The sequence below is a fragment of the Paenarthrobacter sp. NPDC057981 genome, from assembly GCF_042886835.1.
Lineage (GTDB): Bacteria > Actinomycetota > Actinomycetes > Actinomycetales > Micrococcaceae > Arthrobacter.
This window is the reverse complement of the sequence record NZ_JBHVQI010000013.1, coordinates 38,303-56,281: the sequence shown is the minus strand read 5'-3', so window position 1 is coordinate 56,281 and position 17,979 is coordinate 38,303. Positions and strand designations below refer to the sequence as shown.

General features: G+C 63.5%; 19 protein-coding genes. 16 read left to right on the top strand and 3 right to left on the bottom strand.

What is annotated here, in order from left to right; translation table 11 throughout:
- The first annotated feature begins 12 nt into the window (after nt 1–12).
- Together miaA and dapF are read left to right on the top strand one after the other, a co-directional pair.
- Nucleotides 13–948 carry a tRNA (adenosine(37)-N6)-dimethylallyltransferase MiaA gene (gene miaA / locus ACFVSI_RS13215; protein WP_387824194.1) on the top strand — a complete coding sequence of 312 codons (936 nt, stop codon included), beginning with the start codon at nt 13–15 and terminating at the stop codon, nt 946–948.
- A 46-nt stretch (nt 949–994) separates the two neighbouring features.
- Nucleotides 995–1,963 (top strand): diaminopimelate epimerase, encoded by a 969-nt coding sequence (dapF, locus tag ACFVSI_RS13210; protein ID WP_387824191.1) that lies wholly within the window; start codon nt 995–997, stop codon nt 1,961–1,963.
- On the opposite strand, the gene ACFVSI_RS13205 is transcribed toward dapF, so the two are convergent.
- Nucleotides 1,944–2,558, bottom strand: coding sequence for a class I SAM-dependent methyltransferase (locus ACFVSI_RS13205; RefSeq protein WP_387824188.1), 615 nt, complete (start codon nt 2,556–2,558; stop codon nt 1,944–1,946). The genes dapF and ACFVSI_RS13205 overlap by 20 nt on opposite strands.
- A gap of 511 nt (nt 2,559–3,069) precedes the next feature.
- On the opposite strand from ACFVSI_RS13205, the gene hflX reads away from it, so the two are divergent.
- Both hflX and ACFVSI_RS13195 read left to right on the top strand, forming a co-directional pair.
- Nucleotides 3,070–4,632, top strand: a complete 1,563-nt coding sequence (gene hflX, locus ACFVSI_RS13200; protein WP_387824185.1) for a GTPase HflX — start codon at nt 3,070–3,072, stop codon at nt 4,630–4,632.
- Nucleotides 4,625–6,685: an ATP-dependent DNA helicase gene (locus tag ACFVSI_RS13195; RefSeq protein WP_387824182.1), complete on the top strand. Its 2,061-nt coding sequence runs from the start codon at nt 4,625–4,627 to the stop codon at nt 6,683–6,685. Before hflX ends, ACFVSI_RS13195 begins: the two co-directional genes overlap by 8 nt.
- Before the next feature lie 4 nt (nt 6,686–6,689).
- On the opposite strand, the gene lexA is transcribed toward ACFVSI_RS13195, so the two are convergent.
- Nucleotides 6,690–7,433 carry a transcriptional repressor LexA gene (gene lexA / locus ACFVSI_RS13190; protein ID WP_262278065.1) on the bottom strand — a complete coding sequence of 248 codons (744 nt, stop codon included), beginning with the start codon at nt 7,431–7,433 and terminating at the stop codon, nt 6,690–6,692.
- A gap of 346 nt (nt 7,434–7,779) precedes the next feature.
- Between lexA and ACFVSI_RS13185 the strand changes: the two genes are divergently transcribed.
- The 8 genes from ACFVSI_RS13185 (at nt 7,780) to ACFVSI_RS13150 (ending at nt 13,958) form a co-directional block, all read left to right on the top strand.
- On the top strand, nt 7,780–8,139 hold the full coding sequence (locus ACFVSI_RS13185; protein WP_144663053.1) for a LysM peptidoglycan-binding domain-containing protein: 360 nt from the start codon (nt 7,780–7,782) through the stop codon (nt 8,137–8,139).
- Nucleotides 8,140–8,218: 79 nt separating this feature from the next.
- Nucleotides 8,219–9,337: a histidinol-phosphate transaminase gene (locus ACFVSI_RS13180; RefSeq protein WP_387824177.1), complete on the top strand. Its 1,119-nt coding sequence runs from the start codon at nt 8,219–8,221 to the stop codon at nt 9,335–9,337.
- Nucleotides 9,338–9,384: 47 nt separating this feature from the next.
- The gene (hisB, locus tag ACFVSI_RS13175; RefSeq protein WP_387824174.1) at nt 9,385–10,011 is read left to right on the top strand and encodes an imidazoleglycerol-phosphate dehydratase HisB; all 627 of its coding nucleotides are present in this window, start codon (nt 9,385–9,387) and stop codon (nt 10,009–10,011) included.
- Nucleotides 10,008–10,751, top strand: a complete 744-nt coding sequence (gene hisH, locus ACFVSI_RS13170; RefSeq protein WP_144663056.1) for an imidazole glycerol phosphate synthase subunit HisH — start codon at nt 10,008–10,010, stop codon at nt 10,749–10,751. Before hisB ends, hisH begins: the two co-directional genes overlap by 4 nt.
- Nucleotides 10,752–10,910, top strand: coding sequence for a hypothetical protein (locus ACFVSI_RS13165; RefSeq protein ID WP_186313712.1), 159 nt, complete (start codon nt 10,752–10,754; stop codon nt 10,908–10,910). It begins immediately after the preceding gene.
- 46 nt (nt 10,911–10,956) lie between these two features.
- Nucleotides 10,957–11,700: a bifunctional 1-(5-phosphoribosyl)-5-((5-phosphoribosylamino)methylideneamino)imidazole-4-carboxamide isomerase/phosphoribosylanthranilate isomerase PriA gene (gene priA / locus ACFVSI_RS13160; protein WP_387824171.1), complete on the top strand. Its 744-nt coding sequence runs from the start codon at nt 10,957–10,959 to the stop codon at nt 11,698–11,700.
- Nucleotides 11,700–12,608, top strand: a complete 909-nt coding sequence (locus tag ACFVSI_RS13155; protein WP_387824169.1) for an SseB family protein — start codon at nt 11,700–11,702, stop codon at nt 12,606–12,608. The genes priA and ACFVSI_RS13155 overlap by 1 nt, the downstream gene beginning before the upstream one ends.
- A 45-nt stretch (nt 12,609–12,653) precedes the next feature.
- Nucleotides 12,654–13,958, top strand: a complete 1,305-nt coding sequence (locus ACFVSI_RS13150) for an MFS transporter (protein ID WP_387824166.1) — start codon at nt 12,654–12,656, stop codon at nt 13,956–13,958.
- 83 nt (nt 13,959–14,041) lie between these two features.
- Here the strand turns inward: ACFVSI_RS13150 and ACFVSI_RS13145 are convergent, their stop codons facing one another.
- Nucleotides 14,042–14,437: a DUF1844 domain-containing protein gene (locus ACFVSI_RS13145; protein ID WP_387824163.1), complete on the bottom strand. Its 396-nt coding sequence runs from the start codon at nt 14,435–14,437 to the stop codon at nt 14,042–14,044.
- A gap of 421 nt (nt 14,438–14,858) precedes the next feature.
- Between ACFVSI_RS13145 and infC the strand changes: the two genes are divergently transcribed.
- The 4 genes from infC to ACFVSI_RS13125 all read left to right on the top strand — a co-directional run bounded on the left by infC (nt 14,859) and on the right by ACFVSI_RS13125 (nt 17,889).
- Entirely contained in the window at nt 14,859–15,854 is a 996-nt protein-coding gene (gene infC / locus ACFVSI_RS13140) for a translation initiation factor IF-3 (protein ID WP_387824160.1), read from the top strand.
- 117 nt (nt 15,855–15,971) lie between these two features.
- Nucleotides 15,972–16,166 (top strand): 50S ribosomal protein L35, encoded by a 195-nt coding sequence (gene rpmI / locus ACFVSI_RS13135; RefSeq protein WP_262278075.1) that lies wholly within the window; start codon nt 15,972–15,974, stop codon nt 16,164–16,166.
- 119 nt (nt 16,167–16,285) lie between these two features.
- Entirely contained in the window at nt 16,286–16,951 is a 666-nt protein-coding gene (rplT, locus tag ACFVSI_RS13130; protein WP_144663063.1) for a 50S ribosomal protein L20, read from the top strand.
- A 26-nt stretch (nt 16,952–16,977) separates the two neighbouring features.
- A complete protein-coding gene (locus ACFVSI_RS13125) occupies nt 16,978–17,889 on the top strand; it encodes a TrmH family RNA methyltransferase (protein WP_387824156.1) in 912 nt (303 codons plus the stop codon).
- Nucleotides 17,890–17,979 lie beyond the last annotated feature (90 nt).

Sequence of the window (17,979 nt, the reverse complement as noted above, 5' to 3'; positions counted from 1 at the left end):
AGCCTGGAATCCATGTCGCATTCCCGGGAAACCCGGCACTTCAAGGACGCCCAGCAGGTCATCGCCGTCGTAGGCCCTACGGGTTCGGGCAAGTCGGATCTTGGCGTCAATCTTGCCCTCGCCCTCGACGGAGAAGTCATCAACGCCGATGCCCTGCAGTTCTACAGGGGCATGGACATCGGCACCGCGAAGATCAGCATGGAGGAGCGCAAGGGCATTCCCCATCATCTCTTGGACACCCTCGACGTGACTCAGGAAGCCAGCGTGGCTGACTTCCAAGTCGAATGCCGCGCAGCCATAGACGACGCACACTCCCGGGGAAAGCGGGCCATTGTTGTGGGCGGATCCGGACTCTATGTGCGTGCAGCACTGGACACGCTGGAGTTTCCGGGCACGGATCCCGCGTTGCGCCGGCGCCTCGAGGCGGAATGCGAAGCAGAGGGGCTGGCTCCGCTCAGGGCACGGCTGGAAGATGTGGACCCCGTGTCCGCAGCACGTCTTGGCGACGCCCGAAGGGTGGTCCGTGCACTGGAGGTTTTCGAGCTGACGGGCCGCCCCTTCAGCTCCTTCATGCCTCAGCGCGAGTACAATCAGCCCACCGTCCAGATCGGCTTGTCCGTGGACCGCGAAGAACTCAGGGAGCGGCTGGCCCACCGCGTCCACCGGATGGTGGAAGCCGGGCTCGGGGAAGAGGTCCAGCGGCTCGACGCCGAGGGGTTGCGTCAGGGGAAAACAGCATCGCGGGCTTTGGGCTATGCCCAGTTCCTCAGGGTCTTGGACGGCGACATGGACGTACCGGAGGCAGTCGAGGAAACCATCGTCGCCACCAGACAGTTTGCCCGCCGCCAGCTCACCTGGTTCCGCGCTGATCCGCGGATCTCCTGGCTTGACTGGAGGGACCCCGACCTCGTCTCCAAGGCAGTCTCGGTGGTTGGCGCGCACGGGTAGCTTGGCAATTTCTGGCCGAACACACGTGGAAGGTAGCCTTGATTCCATGGATGCAAACGCCGCAGTTCCCACGCGCCAGCCCCCGGCTGCCGAGACCACCAATGCCACCTCAAGCCTTGCCGGATTGGCGTTTTCCAAGGGGCATGGGACCGGCAATGACTTCGTCCTGATTGCTGATCCCGGAGACGCCCACGAGATCACCGCAGAACAGGTAGCCCAATTGTGTAACCGCCACACGGGTATCGGCGGCGACGGCTTGATCCGCGCAGTCCCCTCGCGGTTCCTCCCGGAAGGCCGGGCGCTGCTGGACGTGGATCCCGCAGCGGAGTGGTTCATGGACTACCGCAACGGCGACGGCTCCCTGTCCGAGATGTGCGGCAATGGCGTGCGTGTATTTGTCCATTTCCTCAGCGAACAGGGCCTGGTGGACCTTGGCCCGGGTGAGATCCTGACGATCGGCACCCGTGGAGGTGTCAAGAAGGTGGTTCGAACCGCCAACGGGTACGCCGTGGACATGGGTCCTTGGGAGTTCATCTTCCCTGACGAGGCAACGAGCAAGGCGATGGATGCCTTGGTCAGCGCCGACGGCCTCGAAGTGGCCCGGCCCGGCCTCTCGGTCAGCATGGGCAACCCGCACACGGTCGTTGCTTTGGCTGAACTCAGTGAGCTCTCGGCTACACAGCTGTTCAAAGCCCCCGTGGTCGATCCCAAACCGGTCAATGGCACGAATGTTGAATTCGTCGTCCCCGCCGAACCGCTGGTGGAGGACGGAGTGGGAACCATCACTATGCGCGTGCACGAGCGCGGCGTGGGGGAGACCCAGTCCTGCGGCACCGGAGCCTGTGCAGCGGCAGTGGCGATCCGTCACTGGGCCGGCAGCACGGCTCCCAACGATTGGCATGTAAAGGTTCCTGGCGGCGTCGTTGGTGTGAAATTCTTCCCCGGCGCAGCTGGCCGTGAGCACGTAGAGCTGAGTGGGCCTGCCGTCATTGTGGCTAGCGGGACGCTTTCCTGACGCGAAGGATCCGGAAGGACTTGGAGGTGCTTTCACGGGAAACCGTGAACGACTCGTCCAGTTCAGCTGCCAGCCAACGCTGCAGGGAGTCCGAACCCAGGTTCTTTTGAACCACGAGCCACGCGTTGCCGCCGGGAGCGAGGCGGGGCAGCCAGGTGAGCAGCAGGGAGTGCAGCTCGTCCTTGCCGATGCGGATCGGGGGATTGGACCAGATAGTGTCGAACTCGACGGCGGGGTCCACCTCATGCGGCAAGCTTGCCGTCACGTTGTCCAGGCCAAGGGCGGCCGCATTCTCGTTGGTCAGCACCACGCAGCGCTCGTTGACGTCCACGGCGTAGACGCGGGCATTCGGTGCCTTCAGCCCGAGGGTCAGGGCAATGGGGCCCCAACCGCAGCCGATGTCCAAAAGGTTGCCACGGGGCGACGGGGGCGGGACCTCGGACAAGAGGATCGCCGTACCTTTGTCGATGCCGTCGGGGCTGAAGATTCCTGAGGAGGTCTGCAGGTGGCGCGTAGCCCCGGCGAGCTCCACCGTGATCGGCTTGCGGGTGAACGGTCCAGCCGGTTGGGCGGTGAAATAGTGTGCAGACTCCATAATTTGCCAGATTAGTTGGCTATCGGCGCCTTGGGAAACTGTCATGCGACCAGGGTTGGTTTGACACGGCTGATAGTATTTAATCCATGTTCTTGATCTTTGAGTAATCAGCCGAATCCGCGCCTGGGCTCCAGGCGTTCGACGGCACCGCCCGCGATGCAGGCCCAGCTCGGCTTCAATGCCCGGCTCACGGCCTTTCCGCCCGGCAGGTCCCAACGGCAACAGTCCGCCTCCACGACTCCGTGGCGCCGGACGCTCAGAAGATCGCTCCCCGCCCTGTTTCCAGGATCACATCGCTTGACGGCAGATCCTGTGGGGCAGTACCAGGACTTCCGACACGCCGGGGCCTTCCCGCGGATCCACCAGATCACCGACGCCAGAGCCCAGTGAGCCATCGGCGTCCAGCACACAGGAGACCATTTTGGCCCAAGCCGGTCAGCCCAGCGCGAAGAGCGCCCCATCCAGCAACAAACAGCACTATTCTGGAATTGCCGAACAGTCTAAGGAGACCATGACCACCCAGAAGCACTCCGGATCCGATTCCGACGCCCAGGACATGAGTCCTGAACAAATCCAGGCCGTCATCGACCGGATTCTTTCCAAGGATGTCCCCGCGCAGGCGTCCGATGACCAAGACACCAACGGCGTGTTCGGCAAGGCGCAGGCCATTTCAACCCTGGACCAAGAGCACAGCATTTTCGACGGCGACCAGGAAGACCTCGCTGAACGCCGCGCCCTGCGCCGTACCGCAGGATTGTCCACCGAACTCGAAGACGTCACCGAAGTTGAATACCGGCAGCTGCGCCTTGAGCGCGTCGTCCTGGCCGGCCTTTGGACAGAAGGCACGTTGGCCGACGCGGAGAACTCCCTGCGTGAACTGGCGGCCCTGGCAGAAACCGCAGGCTCGGAAGTCCTCGACGGTTTGGTTCAACGCCGCACGAAGCCGGACCCTGGAACTTTCCTCGGCTCCGGCAAAGCGCAGGAACTCAAAGACATCGTCGCCGCCACGGGTGCCGATACCGTCGTCGTCGACACCGAACTGGCCCCGTCACAGCGGCGCGGGCTGGAGGACATTGTCAAGGTCAAGGTCGTCGACCGGACCACGCTCATCCTGGACATCTTCGCCCAGCACGCCAAGAGCCGCGAAGGCAAGGCCCAGGTGGAGCTCGCCCAGTTGGAGTACCTGCTTCCACGCCTGCGTGGTTGGGGTGAATCCATGTCCCGCCAGGCCGGTGGCCAGGTAGGTGGTGCCGGTGCCGGCATGGGTTCGCGTGGTCCCGGTGAAACGAAAATCGAACTGGACCGCCGTCGAATCCGCACCCGCATGGCCAAGCTGCGGCGTGAAATCGCCGCGATGAAGCCGGCCCGCGAGACCAAACGTGCCAACCGCCGTCGAAATGCGGTTCCGTCGGTTGCGATCGCCGGGTACACCAACGCCGGTAAGTCGTCCTTGTTGAACCGTCTGACGGACGCCGGTGTCCTGGTGGAGAATGCCCTGTTCGCCACGTTGGATCCGACCGTCCGTAAAGCGCAAACCCCGGATGGCATCGGCTACACCTTGGCCGATACCGTGGGCTTCGTGCGTTCCCTGCCAACCCAGCTGGTCGAGGCCTTCCGGTCGACACTGGAGGAAGTGGCTGACGCGGATCTCATTCTGCATGTCGTGGACGCCTCGCACCCGGACCCCGAGGGGCAGATCGCCGCAGTGCGGGCTGTCTTTTCCGAGGTGGATGCCCGCAAGGTTCCCGAAATCATCGTCCTGAACAAGGTGGATGTGGCAGACCCCTTCGTGGTGGAACGGCTTAAGCAGAAGGAACCCCGCCACGCTGTGGTTTCCACCCGCACGGGCCAGGGAATCGCTGAACTGCTGGAGGAGATCAGCCAGTCCATTCCGCGCCCGGGTGTGCGGCTGGAGCTCCTGATTCCGTACGATCGTGGCGAGCTGATCAGCAAGCTGCACAGTTCAGATTCGGAAATACTCAGCATCGATCACGAGGAAAACGGCACACGCATCGTGGTCATGGTCCGTGAAGGACTGGCGGCCGAGCTGGAGTCATTCGTCAGCAATGGTTGAGAAGGTGGCGGCGGACGCCGTCGAGTCGGTGGGGGAAAAGGCCACCCTCGAATTGTTGGACCGGGCTGTGGCCGGCATGGGCGGCCAAAGCCGTGCCGGCCAGCACGAGATGGCCAAGCACGTCACCCGGGCCATCGAAAACGGAGAGCATCTGCTGGTCCAGGCGGGAACGGGAACAGGTAAGTCTTTGGCTTACCTTATTCCGTTGATCGCACATTCCATGGACAGCGACAAACCGACGCTCGTGTCCACCGCCACCTTGGCTCTACAGACCCAGATTGTCGGCAGGGACCTGCCGCGGTTGCTGGAGACCATCAACCCCGCACTCGAGCGGCCGGTCAACGTGGCGCTCGTGAAGGGCCGTGCCAACTACGTGTGCCTGCAGAAGCTCGAGGGCGGCTTTCCCAGTGAAGAGCCATCGGAAGGGCAACTGTTCTCGCTGGGAGAGGACACCAGTGTTCCGCACTTCGCGGCGTCCATGGGAGGGCCGCAATCACAGCTTGGCAAGGAAGTGGTCCGCCTCCGTGAATGGGCTGAAAAGACTGCCACGGGAGACCGCGACGAACTGATGCCCGGCGTCACGGACCGGGCTTGGCGACAGGTATCCGTAACGTCCATGGAGTGCCTGGGAGCGCAGAAATGCCCTCTCGCGGAGGAGTGCTTCAGCGAGTTGGCCAGGGCACGGGCCGCTGAGGCCGACGTCGTCGTCACCAACCACGCGATGCTGGCCGTCAGTGCCTTCGAAGGACTGGCCGTCCTGCCCGAATACGATGTCGTGGTGGTTGACGAAGCCCACGAACTGCAGGACCGCGTGACCGGGGCCGTCACCGGGCAGTTGTCCGTGGCCATGGTCCATGCGGCAGCCTCCAGTGCACGCAAACACACCGCGATTACGGTCGATGCCCTCAACGCTGCCTCGGACCGCCTTGATATGGCCATTGCGGGGGTTCCCAACGGACTGCTGCCCAGTGGCCTGAATGATGAACAGCTTGACTGCCTCGACCAGCTGCGGGACGCCACCCGCGCCGCTTTGTCGGATTCGAAGACTGATGCATCCAACGCAGCCGACGGCGGCCGCCAACTGGCGCGCTCACGGCTCATGCTCATCCTCGAGCTGTGTGAGCGGATGCTTGCCGCCAAGGAAAACCGGGAAGTCGTCTGGTTCTCCCGGAACAGCACCTTCGACCCTCAGCAGGGCTACTCACAACCAGATGACACTGCTCCGGCGCTCATCAACATCGCGCCCCTGAGCGTGGCCGGACGCTTGCGCGAAGGATTGTTCGCAGGACACACGGTGGTGCTGACTTCGGCGACACTGGCCATCGGTTCCGCTTTCGAGCCGGCCGCGGGAGGGCTGGGCCTGATTGGCGACGGCGCCCCGAGCTGGACGGGGATCGACGTTGGTTCGCCCTTCGACTACCCCAAACAGGGTGTGCTGTATGTGGCAAAGCACCTACCTAAGCCCGGCCGGGGTACATCGCCTGAAGCCCTCGATGAATTGGAAGACTTGATCCGGGCATCGGGCGGGGGAGCCCTGTGCCTCTTCTCGTCACGGCGGGCAGCCGAAGAGGCGGCCGATGCCATGCGCCTCCGCTTGGACGTTGACATTCTCTGCCAGGGCGAGTCCACCATGGCTGCCTTGGTCAAGCAATTCGCCGATGAACCGGATACGTGCCTGTTCGGAACCATGTCCCTGTGGCAGGGTGTGGATGTGCCGGGTGGGTCGTGCCGTCTCGTGGTCATCGACCGCATCCCGTTCCCGCGACCGGATGATCCGCTCATGACGGCCCGCTCCCGTGCGGTGGCGCAGTCCGGCGGCAACGGCTTCATGGCAGTTTCGGCTACCCACGCCGCCATCCGGCTGGCGCAGGGCGCGGGGCGCCTGATCCGTTCAACGGGGGACAAGGGGGTAGTGGCCGTCTTGGATTCACGGCTCTCGACAGAACGCTATGGAGGGTTCCTGCGGGCCGCTCTGCCGCCCTTCTGGGCCACGACGGACCGTTCGGTGGTACGCGGAGTCCTGGAGCGCCTGGGATCCGCGCGGAAGGCCTGACAGGCTAGATCGAGCGGAGTACGGAAACAACCTTGCCCATGATGGTGGCCTGGTCGCCGAGGATGGGTTCGTACTGGGTGTTTTGGGGCAGCAGCCAGGTGTGGCCATCCCGCTGACGGAACGTTTTCACGGTGGCTTCATCATCGAGCAGCGCCGCCACGATGTCGCCGTTGATGGCGTCGTTCTGACGGCGGACAACCACCCAGTCGCCGTCGCAGATGGCGGCATCGATCATGGAGTCGCCGGCGACCTTGAGCATGAAAAGCTCACCATGTCCGACAAGTTGCCTGGGCAGCGGGAGCACGTCCTCCACGGTCTGGTCGGCGAGGATCGGACCACCTGCCGCAATGCGGCCCACCAAGGGAACCATGGCGGTGTCGCTGGCGCTTGCCAGCTCGGTGACGGCCATGCCGCCCGCGCTCCGCAGCGTTGCGGGGGCTTCGACGCCCGGGATCGGACCGCCGTCAAGGGTCAGAGGCATCAGCACTTCCATGGCCCGGGGCCGCTTGGGATCCCTGCGGAGGTAGCCGAGTTTTTCCAGCTGGGACAGCTGGTGCGTGACGCTGGACAGACTGGCCAGTCCTACGGTGTCGCCGATTTCCCGCATGCTGGGCGGATAGCCGTTGTCATTGACGGAGCGCTGGATGGTCTCCAGGATTTTCTTCTGACGAACTGTCAGGCTCTTCGGAGTCTTTTGAGGCTGTTGGCTTCGCAGGGGTGCCCCGCCGCCTGTGGCTTTCGCTGCCATGTTCGCCAATGCCTTTCCTTCCGCCCCCAGGAGAGCCGGGGATGCAGGGCCTGGAAAAAATGTCAGACCCTCCTGTTCCACTGAAACAGTGCTGTTTCTTCACTCAAACGTAGGGCAGGCACGGGCGTTTATCAAACATTTGTTCTAGCGAGTCTCGACACCGTTCGTTGATAAGTGCTAAAAATGTCATAGCAAGGTTCGAATATGTGTTCTAAAAACCTCGCGTTGGCAGTGGATGTTCGAACAATTCGTTCGAACATCCGGTGCCGCCGGGAGGAACACAATGAATTGGCAGCGCTCCTCCGGAGGCCCCGGAGCAGCGCAATAGCTCAGAAGGGCTCAGCTCATGTCCGCAATAACTTCGTTCGCTGATTTCCGCACCACGCAGGCTCCCGCGCGCCTTCGCCTCACCCGCCGCGGCCGCATGGTCTTCTTCGGCATCCCGGCTATGCTCCTGGTGGCTGCCCTCCTGAGTTTGGCCGGAGTTGTCACTTCCCCCGCCAAGGCCTCCGACTCCCAGTCGCAGTTGCAGCCGCCGGTTGCGGTGTCCGTCACCGTCCAACCTGGCCAGTCCCTGTGGGGTATCGCAGGTGCTGCGGCGCCGGAGCGGGACCCGCGTGAGGTCATTGCCGAAATCATCCAGTTGAATGACCTCCGCGGTGGCCGCATTCTTCCTGGGCAGCAGTTGTTCGTGCCTGCCCACTGACGGCAGGCGCCACGGGCCTGTTTCCTGCCCTGGACGTCACAGTTACTCAGCAGTCGCGGTGGCCCCTTAAACTGTTGTAGTGAGTGAGCAGCTTGAGCGACTTGACCGACTTCCCCTCCGGACCAACCTGCGTGGATTGAGCCCCTACGGCGCACCGCAGCTTGATGTCCCCGTATTGCTCAACGTCAACGAGAACACCCATGGCGTCCCTGCCGATGTGCAGGCGGCCATAACAGAGGCAGTTGCAGCAGCCGCCACAGGCTTGAACCGCTATCCGGACCGTGAATTTACCGACCTTCGGGTAGCCCTGGCTGAGTACCTTGGCCACGGCCTCTCTGCCGACAATATCTGGGCCGCCAATGGCTCCAATGAAGTCCTGCAACAGATTCTCCAGGCGTTCGGCGGTCCGGGGCGCAAAGCGCTTGGTTTCCCTCCGACGTACTCCATGTACCCCTTGCTGGCCAGCGGAACGGACACCGAGTACATCCGTGGCGTTCGTGCCGACGACTACGGGCTCGATGCCCAATCGGCAGCGGAACAGGTCCGTGAGACCAAAGCCAACATCGTCTTCCTGTGCTCGCCGAATAATCCAACCGGTACGGGTCTGGGCCTGGACGTGGTTGAGGCCGTGTACGAAGCAGGCGAAGCAAGCCAGGCCATCGTAATCGTGGACGAGGCTTACCACGAGTTCGCCCACGACAACACTCCGAGTGCCCTGACCCTCCTGCCCGGGCGCGAGCGGTTGATCGTCTCCCGCACCATGAGCAAGGCGTTTGCCTTGGCTGGAGCACGGCTTGGCTACATGGCTGCGGCCCCGGAGGTCACCGATGCCATCAGGCTGGTGCGCCTGCCGTACCACCTCTCAGCCATCACCCAGGCCACCGCCCTCGCGGCGTTGACGCACCGAGAGGCCCTCATGGCCGACGTCGAAGACATCAAGGTCCAGCGGGACCGCATCGTCACGGAACTTCTGCGCATGGGTCTCAAGCCCGCGGCGTCGGACTCCAACTACGTGTTCTTCGGCGGACTGGAGGATCCCCACACAATCTGGCAAGGCCTGCTCGATGCCGGCGTGCTGATCCGCGACGTCGGCATCCCGGGGCACCTGCGCGTCACGGCCGGAACCGAGCCGGAAACTACAGCTTTCCTGGAGGCACTGGAAGCCCTCTTGGACGGCGCGGTTTCCCAGCGCGCCTAAACTTGTCAATAGACCAACCCATCCTCCCTGTAGAAGGACGTCCCCAAATGAGCGAAACCGGCGCTACGCCGTCCGCTGCCCGCACTGCCCGCATGGAGCGCGCCACCAGTGAGTCCTCCGTTCTGGTGGAGATCAACCTGGATGGCTCCGGCATTTCGGACATCAGCACCTCAGTGCCCTTCTACGACCACATGCTGACCGCCCTGTGCAAGCACTCGTTGATCGACATGACCGTCAAGGCTACCGGCGACACCCACATCGATGCCCACCACACCGTCGAAGACGTCGCCATTACTTTCGGAGAGGTCCTGCGTACGGCTTTGGGCAATAAGGCCGGCATCCGTCGTTTCGGCGAAGCCACCGTCCCGCTGGACGAGGCCCTGGCGCACGCCGTCGTGGATGTTTCCGGTCGTCCTTACTTGGTGCACGGCGGTGAACCCGCCGGGCAGGAGTACCACCTCATCGGGGGGCATTTCACGGGTTCGTTGACCCGGCACGTTTTCGAAGCGATCACCTTGCACGCGGGAATTTGCCTTCACATGAACGTTCTCGCCGGCCGCGATCCGCACCACATTGTCGAGGCCCAGTTCAAGGCGTTCGCGCGAGCACTCCGCGCCGCCGTTGAGTCCGATCCCCGCGTTGAGGGAATCCCGTCCACCAAGGGGGCGCTGTGAGCGGTCAAGTCCTGAAAAACGGAGCAGTGGCTGACCCCACGGCTTCAGTGAAGCCCGAGTCGCCGGAAGGCAAGCCCACGGTGACGGTTCTGGACTATGGTTCGGGCAACGTCCGTTCCGCTGTCCGTGCCCTGGAGAGGGCGGGCGCCCACGTGCTGCTCAGCTCCAAGCCTGAGGACGTACTCAACGCGGACGGGCTGGTTGTCCCCGGTGTCGGGGCCTACGAGACCGTGATGAAGGAACTTAAAGCTGTCGATGCCATCCGCATGATTGGACGTCGTGTCGCCGGTGGGCGCCCGGTCCTGGGCATCTGCGTGGGCCTTCAGGTTCTGTTCGAAGCCGGCGTCGAGCACGGCACTGAGTCCGAGGGCATGGCTGAATGGCCCGGCAAAGTCGAACTCCTTCCGGCGCCCGTCGTGCCGCACATGGGATGGAACACAGTGGATGTCCCGGAAGGCTCCAAACTCTTCGCAGGGGTCGAGCAGGAGCGTTTCTACTTTGTGCACTCGTACGGCGTGCAGGAATGGAACTTCGATGTTGTCCAGCCGCGCATGGAGCCCCCGAAGGTGACCTGGTCCGAGCACGGTGCACGGTTCATTGCCGCCGTCGAGAACGGCCCACTCTGTGCCACCCAGTTCCACCCCGAGAAATCAGGGGATGCCGGGGCCAGGCTCCTGCGCAACTGGGTGGATGGCCTGCGCAAGCCCGCTCCGGAAGCGTCCGGGAGCGGTGCTGCCTGAATGTGGTCTGTAGTCCTTATGGGCCTGGCGGGACTGCTGGTGGGTGGGGGAGTCTCCTTCCATCAACAGAAGAAACCCCGCTGGGTTTCCATCTCGTTTTACGTGCTGGCCGGGATGTCCCTGCTGGCCGCCTACCTCCTGACTCTTCCCGCCAAATGAATCGCGGCGTGGTACGCCAGCGAACCCTCACACTGCAAGGACCCTCATGACCACCTCCTCCAAGTCCGTCCTGGAACTCCTGCCCGCCGTCGATATTGTTGACGGCCAGGCGGTGCGCCTACTGCAAGGAGAGGCAGGCTCGGAAACGAGCTACGGAACTCCGCTTGAAGCGGCCCTCAACTGGCAGAATGCCGGGGCGGAATGGGTTCACATGGTTGACCTGGACGCCGCTTTCGGCCGGGGAAACAACGCCGCGCTCATCAGCGAGGTCGTGTCGCAACTCAACGTCAAGGTGGAGCTGTCCGGGGGCCTGCGGGATGACGAGTCACTTGAGCGTGCGCTGGAATTGGGTGTTGCCCGGGTGAACCTTGGCACGGCTGCGTTGGAGAACCCGGACTGGACCAAGAGGGCCATCGAGCGCTTTGGCGACCAGATCGCCGTCGGCCTCGATGTCCGGGGTACCACCCTTGCCGGCCGCGGTTGGACGAAGGAGGGCGGGGATCTCTGGGAGGTCCTGGCCCGGCTCGAAGACGCAGGCTGTGCCCGCTACGTGGTGACGGACGTGACCAAGGATGGCACCCTGCAGGGGCCCAACGTGGATTTGCTGCGCCAGATGGTGGAGAAGACCGGGAAGCCGGTGGTGGCTTCAGGCGGTATCTCCAGCCTGGAAGATCTCCGTGTTCTGCGCGAGCTGGTCCCGCTCGGCGTTGAGGGCGCAATTGTGGGTAAGGCTCTCTACGCCGGCGCCTTCACCTTGCCCGAGGCCCTGGACGTGGCCGGCCGCCGCTGATGGGCCGACACTCAGCCGGACAGGAAGCAAACCAGCCGGAGAAGCGTGAACTGCCCGGTCACATCGCGGCGGCGTTGGCCGGTGCGGGCGGAGCGACGGACTCGGCGGGTCAGCCGTGGGCCGGGAGGAGCCTGGCCGGAGACGACGCCAAGATCCACAACTTCGACGACGACGACGGAAGTGCGGACGCCGCTTACCTCGCTGCCATAGCGGGGCTGTTCAACGGCACCGGCGGCGAGGCAGAAGTGGTGGTATCCCTGGCGACGGCCCGGGTTTTTGTCCCGGTCGTGGCCCAACTTGCCGAGGAAGCCGAAGGTGTCGACGGGCTGCATGCCGACAAGCAGGCCGATATGGCATTGGTCACACTCAAGGCTCCCGACGGCCGGACGGCAATGCCGGTCTTCACTTCTGCGGCCGCTTTGGAATTGTGGCACCCGCAGGCGCGCCCGGTAGCTGTTTACGCCGCGCGGGCGGCGCTTTCGGCGGTATCGGAAGGCGCCCAGCTGTTGGTTGTGGATCCCGGTTCCGAGTTCGCCTTCGTGGTCAGGCGCCCGGCGCTGTGGGCTCTGGCCCAGCAGAAGGACTGGACGCCGTCATACCTGGATGATCAACTGGAGACTGCTCTCGTTTCGACAATTTCAGGCTTCACCGCGGTCCGGCGCCTTGAGACGCAGGCTGGTGGTGGCGTCGCATCCCTCACGTCCGACGGACGTCAGGTGCAAGGTGGCGGCCCAGGTCCGGAACTGCGTGTGGTGCTCTTCCTTGAGGACGGGCTGGACGCCGCGGCGGTCCAGACGCTTGTCGGCCAGTTGAACGAAGCATGGGCAAGCATGGATTCCTTTGCTGAAGGCGTCGACTCCATGGAGATCAAACTGCAGCGTGCAGCACAGGAGCCCGCGCCGCACTAATGGCAGGTCCGGTTCCCCGGGGTTGCCCGGGGAAATGAGGATTGAGTGAACTTCGCTCTCTACAAAGAGATGCTGTCCATCCGGCCTGTCCGTCGTCTGTTGGTGGTGGGCATGATTGCCCGCATACCGCATTCCGCTGCGGGGGTGCTCCTGACCCTCCACATTGTCCAGACGCTGGGGCAAGGTTATGCCGCTGCGGGCGCGGCGGCCGCGGTTATGACCATCGGCATCGCTTTGGGGGCACCATGGCGTGGCCGCAGGGTGGACATGGTGGGTCTGCGGAAGGCCTTGATCCCTTCAGTCATTTCCGAAGCCGTGATCTGGTCAGTTGTTCCGCATGTTTCCTATCAGTGGTTGCTTCCGCTGGTCTTTATCGGTGGCCTCTTCACCTTGCCGATCTTCAGTGTCGTCCGCCAGTCGCTGGGTGTCCTGGTGGACGGGGAACAGCGCCGTTCGGCGTTCGCCCTCGACTCCATTGCCACGGAGCTGGTTTTCATGATTGGTCCGGCCGTGGGGGCCGTGGTGGCCACGAGCGGTTTTTCGGCAGTCGGCCTCACTGCCGTGGGTGTCTCCGTGTCAGTGGCTGGACTTTTCCTCATGTGGTTCAACCCGCCGACCCGGAGCGACGTCGCGTGCACTCCGGAGGAATCCGCTGACCGCGAGTCTGCCGATTTGGCCGCCGCAGAGGCCGCGATGGTGGCATCAGCTCCTGCGCACGTCCAGGAAGCGGCCTCCGAAATGGCGTCCGCCACCCCGCGTACCTCGGCGCTGAAGAATCGGGTGGCCAGGAACTTCACCTGGTTTACGGTCCCGGTTGCCGCGCTCTTCGCAGTCGCAGCCGGTTCCGGCATGGTGCTCAGCGGCTCCGACGTCAGCATCGTGGGGCTGCTGGAGCGTGGCGGGCATCAAAATGAAATCGGCATTGTGTTCTTCTTCTGGTGTGCCGCGTCGGTGATCGGCGGCCTGATCTACGGCTCAATGAAGCGGACAGTATCGCCCATGGTCCTTCTGTTGGGCATGGCCGCACTGACCATTCCGATGGGCTTCGCCCATGACACCTGGACCCTTGCGTTCCTCTCGCTCCTCCCGGGCCTCTTGTGCGCCCCTGTCCTGTCGGCATCCTCCGAGAAGGTGGCCGATCTGGTGGATGAGGAGCGGCGCGGCGAGGCCATGGGTTGGTACGGTTCTGCCCTCACCGCGGGTGTCGCGTTGGGTGCACCCTTGGCCGGCGTTTTCATCGACACTGTCGGCCCGTCCGGGGGATTCGCCGCGGTTGGCATCGCCGGCGTCGTACTGTGCGCTACGGGTTTGGTCCTGACCTCCATCCGTCGTCGCGCCGCCCGGGTCTGAGGCGCCACAGAGTCAGCAGACGACGACGGCGGGCCGACCAATGTGGTCGACCCGCCGTCGGTGGTTATCCAGGCAGTCTGTGGCTAGTTCACTGGTCCGGTGAACTTCTCGCCCGGGCCCTTGCCGGGAGCGTCCGGGATGATGGAAGCTTCACGGAAGGCCAGCTGCAACGAGCGCAGGCCATCGCGCAACGGGCCGGCGTGCTGTGAGCCGATTTCGGGGGCGGCGGCGGACACCAGGCCGGCAAGTGCGGTGATCAGTTTGCGGGCCTCGTCCAGGTCTTTGAGGTCTTCTGCGTTGGGGTCGTCCGCAAGCCCCACTTTGACGGCTGCGGCGCTCATCAGGTGAACGGCGCCGGTAGTGATGACTTCCACGGCCGGAACCTCGGCGATGTCACGGATCTGCTGGGAGACCCCGGCGTCGGCGGCGGGGGAGTCTCCGCCGAAGGAGTTGCGGGAATTGCTGTCTTCAGTGCTCATACTGGTAAGCTTGTCACAGACCGACTGGAAGTCGTTATTCACCGGGGATTCCACCATGGAGATCCGCGGAGAAGATCTGTAGTCAACAGTCCCGCCACCCGCAATGTGCGCTTGGCGGGTTGTTTCTGTAGAATTGTCTTTCAGTTTGCAAGCGGAGTTCTCTCCCACCCGCGTCAGCCGTTTCCCTCCGGGGACAGGATTCCCTTATTTGGGACAAGAGGTTGCCGGGTACTTGGTCGGACACTCCGGGTTTCATCCCCGGATGTGCGTGCTTTCCCGTTGGGGAAGTGCAGCCGATCTTCGAGGCCTTCGATTGCACCAGCAATTGGGGGCCTTCTCTTTTTGCCGGTGATACCACCACAACCACAGGAGCTTTAACATTAGCGAGCCAAGAATCAATGAGCGTATCCGCGTCCCCGAGGTGCGGCTGGTCGGTCCTGCCGGCGAACAGGTAGGAATTGTCCGCATCGAGGACGCACTGCGTCTTGCTGCCGAATCCGATCTCGATCTCGTTGAAGTTGCGCCGCAGGCTAAGCCTCCTGTTTGCAAGTTGATGGACTTCGGCAAGTACAAGTACGAAGCCGCAGTGAAGGCGCGCGAAGCCCGCAAGAACCAGACCAACACGGTTCTCAAGGAGATTCGTTTCCGCCTCAAGATCGACAAGCACGACTACGAAACCAAGCGTGGGCACGCTCTGCGCTTCCTCGGAGCCGGTGACAAGGTCAAGGCCATGATCCAGTTCCGCGGCCGCGAGCAGCAGCGTCCCGAAATGGGCATCCGCCTGCTGCAGCGTTTCGCTGAAGATGTGGCTGAGGTTGGCGTCATTGAATCCAGCCCGCGCATCGATGGCCGCAACATGGTCATGGTGATCGGACCGCTGAAGAACAAGGCAGAAGCCAAGGCTGAAGCCCGCCGTGCCAGCCAGCGCGCAGAAGCCAAGGCCCAGAACGAAGCCAAGGCCGCAGCTCGCGTGGACACCACGGGGGAGCAGGCTCCGCTGACGCAGAGCATTGCAGACCTTCTGCCCGAAGGCTTCAAGGTTGCCGAAGAGGACACCACGCAGGAAGCTCCGGCGGCCGCCGAGGCAACACCTGAAGCTCCCGCAGCTGAAGAAGCTCCGGTTGTCGAAGAAGCTGCTCCGGCTGCAGAAGAGGCTCCCGCTGCTGAGGAAGTTTCGGTTGCAGAAGAGGCTCCCGTTGCTGAGGAAACCCCGGCTCCCAAGGCCGCTCCGGTGGCCCCGGCCCCCAAGGCCGCTCCGGTGTCGGAGGCTCCCAAGCCTGCTGTTCCGGCGGCGGCTCCGAAGCCTGCAGTTCCCTCGGCTCCCAAGCCTGTCGCCAAGCCGGCGGCTCCCAAGCCCGCAGCACGGCCCGCAGCCCCCAAGGCCGCGCCGAAGCCTGCAGCACGCAAGACCACTTAGTTCAACGCCGCGGAGGCCTGGCCTCCACCGGCAAGCAACCAGCACGTCGGCCCCCGTTGGCCGACTGCGCGATAGAATCGCGGACTTGTCCGTGGATACGTAAGGAGATCGGTTCCCATGCCGAAGATGAAGACCCACAGCGGTGCTAAGAAGCGCTTCAAGCTGACCGGTACGGGCAAGCTGAAGCGTCAGCAGGCCAACCGCCGTCACTACCTGGAGCACAAGTCCTCCAGGCTGACCCGTCGCCTCGCCGGCGACAAGCTCGTCTTCAAGGGTGACGCCAAGGTCATCAAGAAGATGCTCGGCCTCTAAGTTCCAAGTTCTTTGGTTACTGCCATCCGGCAGGGACCGACTACACCAAAAGCCTTCTCAGGCCAGCCGGGATTCCGGCAGTAGCAGCTTGGGATAAAGATTTCTGAAGGAGTACGCACGTGGCACGTGTGAAGCGGGCGGTAAACGCCCACAAGAAGCGCCGGGTTGTCCTCGAACGCGCCAAGGGTTACCGCGGTCAGCGTTCGCGCCTGTACCGCAAGGCAAAAGAACAGCTGCTGCACTCGTTTGTGTACAGCTACGGCGACCGCCGCAAGAAGAAGGGCGACTTCCGTCGCCTCTGGATCCAGCGTATCAACGCTGCATCCCGCGCCAACGGCCTCACCTACAACCGTCTCATCCAGGGCCTGAAGGCTGCTGAGGTTGAGGTTGACCGCCGCATGCTGGCCGAACTGGCTGTCTCCGACGCCAACGCTTTCGCCGCCCTGGTGAACGTTGCCAAGGGTGCACTCCCGGCTGACACCTCCGCTCCGGCTGCCAAGGCTGCCCCGAAGGCCAAGGTTGCTCCGGCCGTTGCTACGGCTCCGGCTGTCAAGGCTGTCGTTTCCGAGAAGCCGGCCATCGACGGCGCAGTTGCCGCTGACGGTGACGAGGCTCCGGAAGGCTACGCCATCAAGGGCAACGCCGAGTCCAAGAAGTACCACGTGCCGGGTTCCACCTGGTACAACACCACCGCTGCTGAGTACTGGTTCTCCACGGTCGAAGCTGCAAAGGCTGCCGGTTTCGAGCCGGCCGGCGGCGAAGCCCGCCAGCAGATCAAGAACTAGTCGCAACTGCCACTAAAGTTCTATATATGAACGAAACCGGGCGCCCGCAAGACTTTCCGATGACCAACCCCCGAGCAGATCGGGTCAGGGACGTCGCCAAGCTTGCCGGGCGCCCGGCGCGTTTAAAGCGCGGACGGTTCCTTGCTGAAGGTCCGCAGGCGGTGCGTGAGGCGTTGACCCTGCACCGTGAGCGTGCGGCGGCCGGCGGTGCCGCCGTCGTGCATGAAGTTTTTGCCAGCGAGGCGTGTCTTGACCGCCTGCCCGAGCTCGCCGACTTGGCACAGGGTACGTTGCTCCGGTTGGCGAGCGATGACGTCTTGTCCGCCATGGCAGACACCGTCAATCCCCAGGGGATCGTGGCGGTCTGCAGTTTTGTGGACGTCAGCCTGGAATCCGTGCTCGACGCCGGTCCCCGGCTTGTCGCGGTCATGTGCCAGGTGCGTGACCCCGGCAATGCGGGAACCGTGCTTCGTGCCGCTGATGCGGCGGGAGCCGATGCCGTAGTCCTGACCGGCTCCAGCGTGGACATCTACAACCCGAAAGCCGTCCGCTCCACTGCCGGTTCACTGTTTCACCTACCCGTTGTCTTGGGCGTGGACGTCGAAGAACTGGCTGCCCGGTGCCGGGAACACGGGATCGGAATCCTGGCCGCTGACGGTTACGGAACCCTGAACCTGGACAAGCTCCAGGACGAAAATGCCGCCCGGCGGTTGGGCAATGACTCCGTGGTGTCCGACTATGCCCTGGAAGCCCCTACCGCGTGGCTCTTCGGCAATGAGGCGCAAGGCCTGTCGGACGAAGAACTGGCACTGGCGGACCACCGTGTTGCCGTGCCTGTCTATGGAGCAGCGGAAAGCCTGAACCTTGGCACTGCGGCCACCGTATGTCTTTACGCGAGTGCGCGTTCGCAGCAAGGCGCCCGAGTGGAGAATGTGTAAATACCGCCCTGCCGGGTACGGTAATGCTTGCAAGATCAGACGATGACGACTCTTCTTGGCCTTTCCCATTCTTTCCCAAACCCGAAGAGG

What these genes read in the sequence shown, in the direction of transcription:
- miaA (WP_387824194.1), top strand. Translation starts at nt 13, where the DNA reads ATGTCGCATTCCCGGGAAACCCGGCACTTCAAGGACGCCCAGCAGGTC.
- dapF (WP_387824191.1), top strand. Translation starts at nt 995, where the DNA reads ATGGATGCAAACGCCGCAGTTCCCACGCGCCAGCCCCCGGCTGCCGAG.
- ACFVSI_RS13205 (WP_387824188.1), bottom strand. Translation starts at nt 2,558, where the DNA reads ATGGAGTCTGCACACTATTTCACCGCCCAACCGGCTGGACCGTTCACC.
- hflX (WP_387824185.1), top strand. Translation starts at nt 3,070, where the DNA reads ATGACCACCCAGAAGCACTCCGGATCCGATTCCGACGCCCAGGACATG.
- ACFVSI_RS13195 (WP_387824182.1), top strand. Translation starts at nt 4,625, where the DNA reads ATGGTTGAGAAGGTGGCGGCGGACGCCGTCGAGTCGGTGGGGGAAAAG.
- lexA (WP_262278065.1), bottom strand. Translation starts at nt 7,433, where the DNA reads ATGGCAGCGAAAGCCACAGGCGGCGGGGCACCCCTGCGAAGCCAACAG.
- ACFVSI_RS13185 (WP_144663053.1), top strand. Translation starts at nt 7,780, where the DNA reads ATGTCCGCAATAACTTCGTTCGCTGATTTCCGCACCACGCAGGCTCCC.
- hisB (WP_387824174.1), top strand. Translation starts at nt 9,385, where the DNA reads ATGAGCGAAACCGGCGCTACGCCGTCCGCTGCCCGCACTGCCCGCATG.
- ACFVSI_RS13165 (WP_186313712.1), top strand. Translation starts at nt 10,752, where the DNA reads ATGTGGTCTGTAGTCCTTATGGGCCTGGCGGGACTGCTGGTGGGTGGG.
- priA (WP_387824171.1), top strand. Translation starts at nt 10,957, where the DNA reads ATGACCACCTCCTCCAAGTCCGTCCTGGAACTCCTGCCCGCCGTCGAT.
- ACFVSI_RS13155 (WP_387824169.1), top strand. Translation starts at nt 11,700, where the DNA reads ATGGGCCGACACTCAGCCGGACAGGAAGCAAACCAGCCGGAGAAGCGT.
- ACFVSI_RS13145 (WP_387824163.1), bottom strand. Translation starts at nt 14,437, where the DNA reads ATGAGCACTGAAGACAGCAATTCCCGCAACTCCTTCGGCGGAGACTCC.
- rpmI (WP_262278075.1), top strand. Translation starts at nt 15,972, where the DNA reads ATGCCGAAGATGAAGACCCACAGCGGTGCTAAGAAGCGCTTCAAGCTG.
- ACFVSI_RS13125 (WP_387824156.1), top strand. Translation starts at nt 16,978, where the DNA reads ATGAACGAAACCGGGCGCCCGCAAGACTTTCCGATGACCAACCCCCGA.